The organism is Microcoleus sp. BR0-C5 (genome assembly GCF_036705045.1).
Taxonomy (GTDB): Bacteria; Cyanobacteriota; Cyanobacteriia; order Cyanobacteriales; family Microcoleaceae; genus Microcoleus.
Map to the genome: position 1 here is coordinate 3,358 of NZ_JAUBTR010000069.1, position 3,547 is coordinate 6,904.

Here is a 3,547-nt window from a genome sequence, read left to right on the forward strand (position 1 = left end):
AGATGCTGCACCGTTCTTGAGAGATGCTGCACCATTTTCTATCAGCTTTTGATGAACAGGCAAGATGCCTGTGCCACAAAACAATTCATCTCTTGTGGAACGGGCATCTTGCCCGTTCTTGACAGATGCTGCACCGTTCTTGAGAGATGCTGCACCATTTTCTATCAGCTTTTGATGAACAGGCAAGATGCCTGTGCCACAAAACAATTCATCTCTTGTGGAACGGGCATCTTGCCCGTTCTGGAGAATGGTGCCAGATGTGAGACTCACCTCATCCTCCTCCCTCTGCGCCGTTGTGGGACAGGCATCTCGCCTGTCAATTTCTGCGGTTCCCTCTCTCAACTGGGCCTCAGTCGGTGCGGCACTCGGATCGATCGCCCGCGCTGCCAATTCGCCACCACCCAGCGCCGCCAAAGTCAAAAATGCAATAATCGAAATTCGCATAGACATTAAATTTAAAGCACACCCAACGCATATTACCCAAAACCGGGCTCCCTGCATAATTAGCCGAAAAGAAACCCGGTATTTTTGAGGCTACCGGGTTTCTGGGATGCTGAAATGTGGGAAAGTTCGATCGACCGCGGGCGATCGTTAAATTTGTTTAAATAGCTTGTCGAGAAACACGTTTCTCAAAATGAGCCTGAGTCTGCTGCAACAGTTGTTCGCGACTATCCTTAGCGGTAGTAATGGTAGGGAGCAAGTTGCGAGCTTGTAACGTCATGTGAAGCTGTAGGTGTGCTACGTACTCACTGACATCTTCGCGAAGAGAGCAAGCCGGGTACTGTTTTAAAGTAGAGTTCAAAGTGTTCTCCTGCTTTGAGTTTGTAGAATTTTCTAATAATCATAGACAATATCATGGTCTATTTCTAACTGTGTACTCCGTAATGAAGTTTAACGTTTGGACTGCTTTTTTGTTACAATCCTTTACAAATATTTCTTACCTATCAGGAGTCGATCCCCATGCAGTCTCAAGCACTTGTAGGACAAAAGCACACATTAAGTACATTTGTCAATAGCACCACCCAAACAGCCACCTACCTCGACATCGGGTGCGGCAGACCCTTATTGATGTTGCACGGTTTCTTCGGAGAAAAGACTTGCTGGCTGCCATTAATTGAGTTATTGCAATCTCAGTTTCGGTGCATCAGTTTAGATATGTTGGGTTTTGGAGAATCCAGCAAACCAGAAATCCGCTACGACGTAGCTGTAGAAGTTGCTTTTGTCCGGCAAGTTGTAGAACAACTAAATATCGAACCCTGCTGCATCATCGGACATTCTTTTGGCGGTTGGGTAGCATCTGCATATTCCCTCAAATATCCTAATTCTGTCAGCAGTTTAGTGTTAGCAGCACCAGCCGGAATTCGGGACGACAGTTTTTGCGGTCAATACGATGCTTTGCGGCCGCTATTGTGGGAAACTCCAGTTGTTGATTGGGCCTTGCAGTTGGCAAAACCTTTTGCTAGTTTAGCGGGAAAAAGTGAGAAATTGCAGCAAATTTCCGGGTGGCGCAGGGAGTTAATGTCTCAACCAGTAGCAAGGTCATTTTTAATGAGTCGGATGCGGCCAGAAGATGCAGTTGATACAGTAGAAAAAGAAATTCACAAATTGCAAATTCCTACCTTAGTTATCGCAGCAGAGAGTGACGAAACAATTCCTCTATGGCACTGTGAAACCTACGCGGGCGAGATACCGGGGGCAGAGTTAGCAATTATTCCCAATGCCACTCACGGGTTGCCGCAAACTCAAGCTCCAATTATGGCGAAGTTGACTTGTGAATTTTTGAATAATTAAGAAAAACTGTGCAAGAAGCCGAATCATAAAAATTGTGATAAGCCACAAATGGAAAATAATTGTGTTTTAGTATACTACTTTATTAGGAAATACAGAATATATTGATTAGTGTATTGTACAATTTTTTTTATGGCTCTTAAATCTTGTGTCAGCAGGAGCTACAGACATTTAGTGGAGTCGGGGGTATTACCAATGGCAGCACTGAGCAACTACTTTAATCTGGAAGAAATTACGACAGCCAGAAAAATTAGTGCTGCGGTAATTAACATCAGCGGCCGCCAGCGAATGCTTTCCCAACGAACGGCTTTTTTTTGCATGAGGTTAGTTTGCTCGGAGAATGCGGCAGAAAGAGCAAAACTGCGGGTGAATTTGTTAGAGGCGATCGAGCTTATGGAAAAATCGCACCGCGACTTAATTAATACTAGCAGCAGCATCAACTTATTGAGTCCGCCTTCAGCCACCGTCAAGGCAATGTATTTTGAGCCGCCACTGTATTTAGACAAACAAGTGCGCGCATATATCGATCAAATAAAAGCATTGGTGCAAGTTCCTGATGCCGAACTCATGCTGGAAAACCCCCACCTGCAGTACATTGTGGAAGCAGCGGGCGGCGACTTGCTAGAAGCTTTCGATGCCGTGGTGAGTCAATACCAGCAAGAAAGCGAAATCGAACAATTTGAAATCGACCTCAAACAGGTTGAACTTTATCAAGAAAGTTGTGCTGCTACCTCGAAAGCGGAAGCTCAAGCGGCCCAGCTCGATCGCGCACTTTGCGAACTCAAACAAACTCAAGCTCAACTCCTCCACAGCGAAAAAATGTCTTCCCTGGGAGCGCTAATGGCTAGTATCGTCCACGAAATTAATAACCCAGTTAGTTTTATTTACGGCAACTTGAGCCATGCCGCAATTTATACTCAAGATTTGCTGAACCTGCTGCGTCTCTATCGAGAATACTGTCCCAATCCCTGTCCCGAAATCACAGCTAAAATCGAAGAGATAGATCTTGATTTTCTAGTTGAAGACTTGCCTAAAGTTATGTCTTCCATGCAAATGGGTTCCAATCGCATTCGCGAAATTGTCAAATCTATGGGCAACTTTTCGCGAACCGATAACAGTAACATGACCATGTGCGATTTGCACGACAGCATTGACAGCACCGTGTTAATTTTGCGAAACCGTCTCAATTCTCAAATAGACCGTCGCGATATTCAAGTAGTTAAAAATTATGGAAAATTGCCTCTTGTAGAGTGTTATTCAGGACAGCTAAATCAAGTATTTATGAATCTAATTACCAACGGGATCGATGCTTTGGACGAGGCAGCACAAAATCAGCCCAATGCTGCGCTAAAAATTTTTATCAGCACAGAATTAGCAGGGCCCGATCGCGTGAGAGTGCGGATTGCTGACACGGGACCCGGAATGACACCACAGATAAAAGAACGAATGTTCGAGCAGTTTTTCACCACCAAGGAAATCGGTAAAGGTACCGGTTTAGGATTGTCTATTGTCTACAAAATCTTAGTAGAGAATCACCGAGGATCGCTTCGGTGCGAGTCGGAACCCTGCAAGGGAACCGAGTTTATCATGGAACTGCCGATCCAGCAAACTTAAGCAATTTACTAACATCCAAATTTATCTATTTTAACTATGTGTGGCACGGGCGTCCCGCCTGTGTTAACTGTGGCACGGGCGTCCCGCCTGTGTTAACTGTGGCACGGGCGTCCCGCCTGTGTTAACTGTGGCACGGGCGTCCCGC

General features: G+C 45.3%; 3 protein-coding genes and 1 pseudogene. 2 read left to right on the forward strand and 2 right to left on the reverse strand.

Annotated features, from left to right (window positions below; genetic code table 11):
* Both QUB08_RS25235 and QUB08_RS25240 read right to left on the reverse strand, forming a co-directional pair.
* A pseudogene (locus QUB08_RS25235) lies at positions 1-444 on the reverse strand (BamA/TamA family outer membrane protein); the annotation flags it as partial.
* Between the two features lie 157 nt (positions 445-601).
* Complete coding sequence (locus QUB08_RS25240) at positions 602-802, reverse strand: hypothetical protein (protein WP_006634481.1); 201 nt, start codon at positions 800-802, stop codon at positions 602-604.
* A gap of 158 nt (positions 803-960) precedes the next feature.
* Here QUB08_RS25240 and QUB08_RS25245 point away from each other — a divergent pair, with 158 nt between their 5' ends.
* Entirely contained in the window at positions 961-1,791 is an 831-nt protein-coding gene (locus QUB08_RS25245) for an alpha/beta hydrolase (protein WP_333156136.1), read from the forward strand.
* Between the two features lie 192 nt (positions 1,792-1,983).
* Positions 1,984-3,402 carry an ATP-binding protein gene (locus tag QUB08_RS25250; protein ID WP_333228150.1) on the forward strand — a complete coding sequence of 473 codons (1,419 nt, stop codon included), beginning with the start codon at positions 1,984-1,986 and terminating at the stop codon, positions 3,400-3,402.
* The last annotated feature ends 145 nt before the right edge of the window (positions 3,403-3,547 follow it).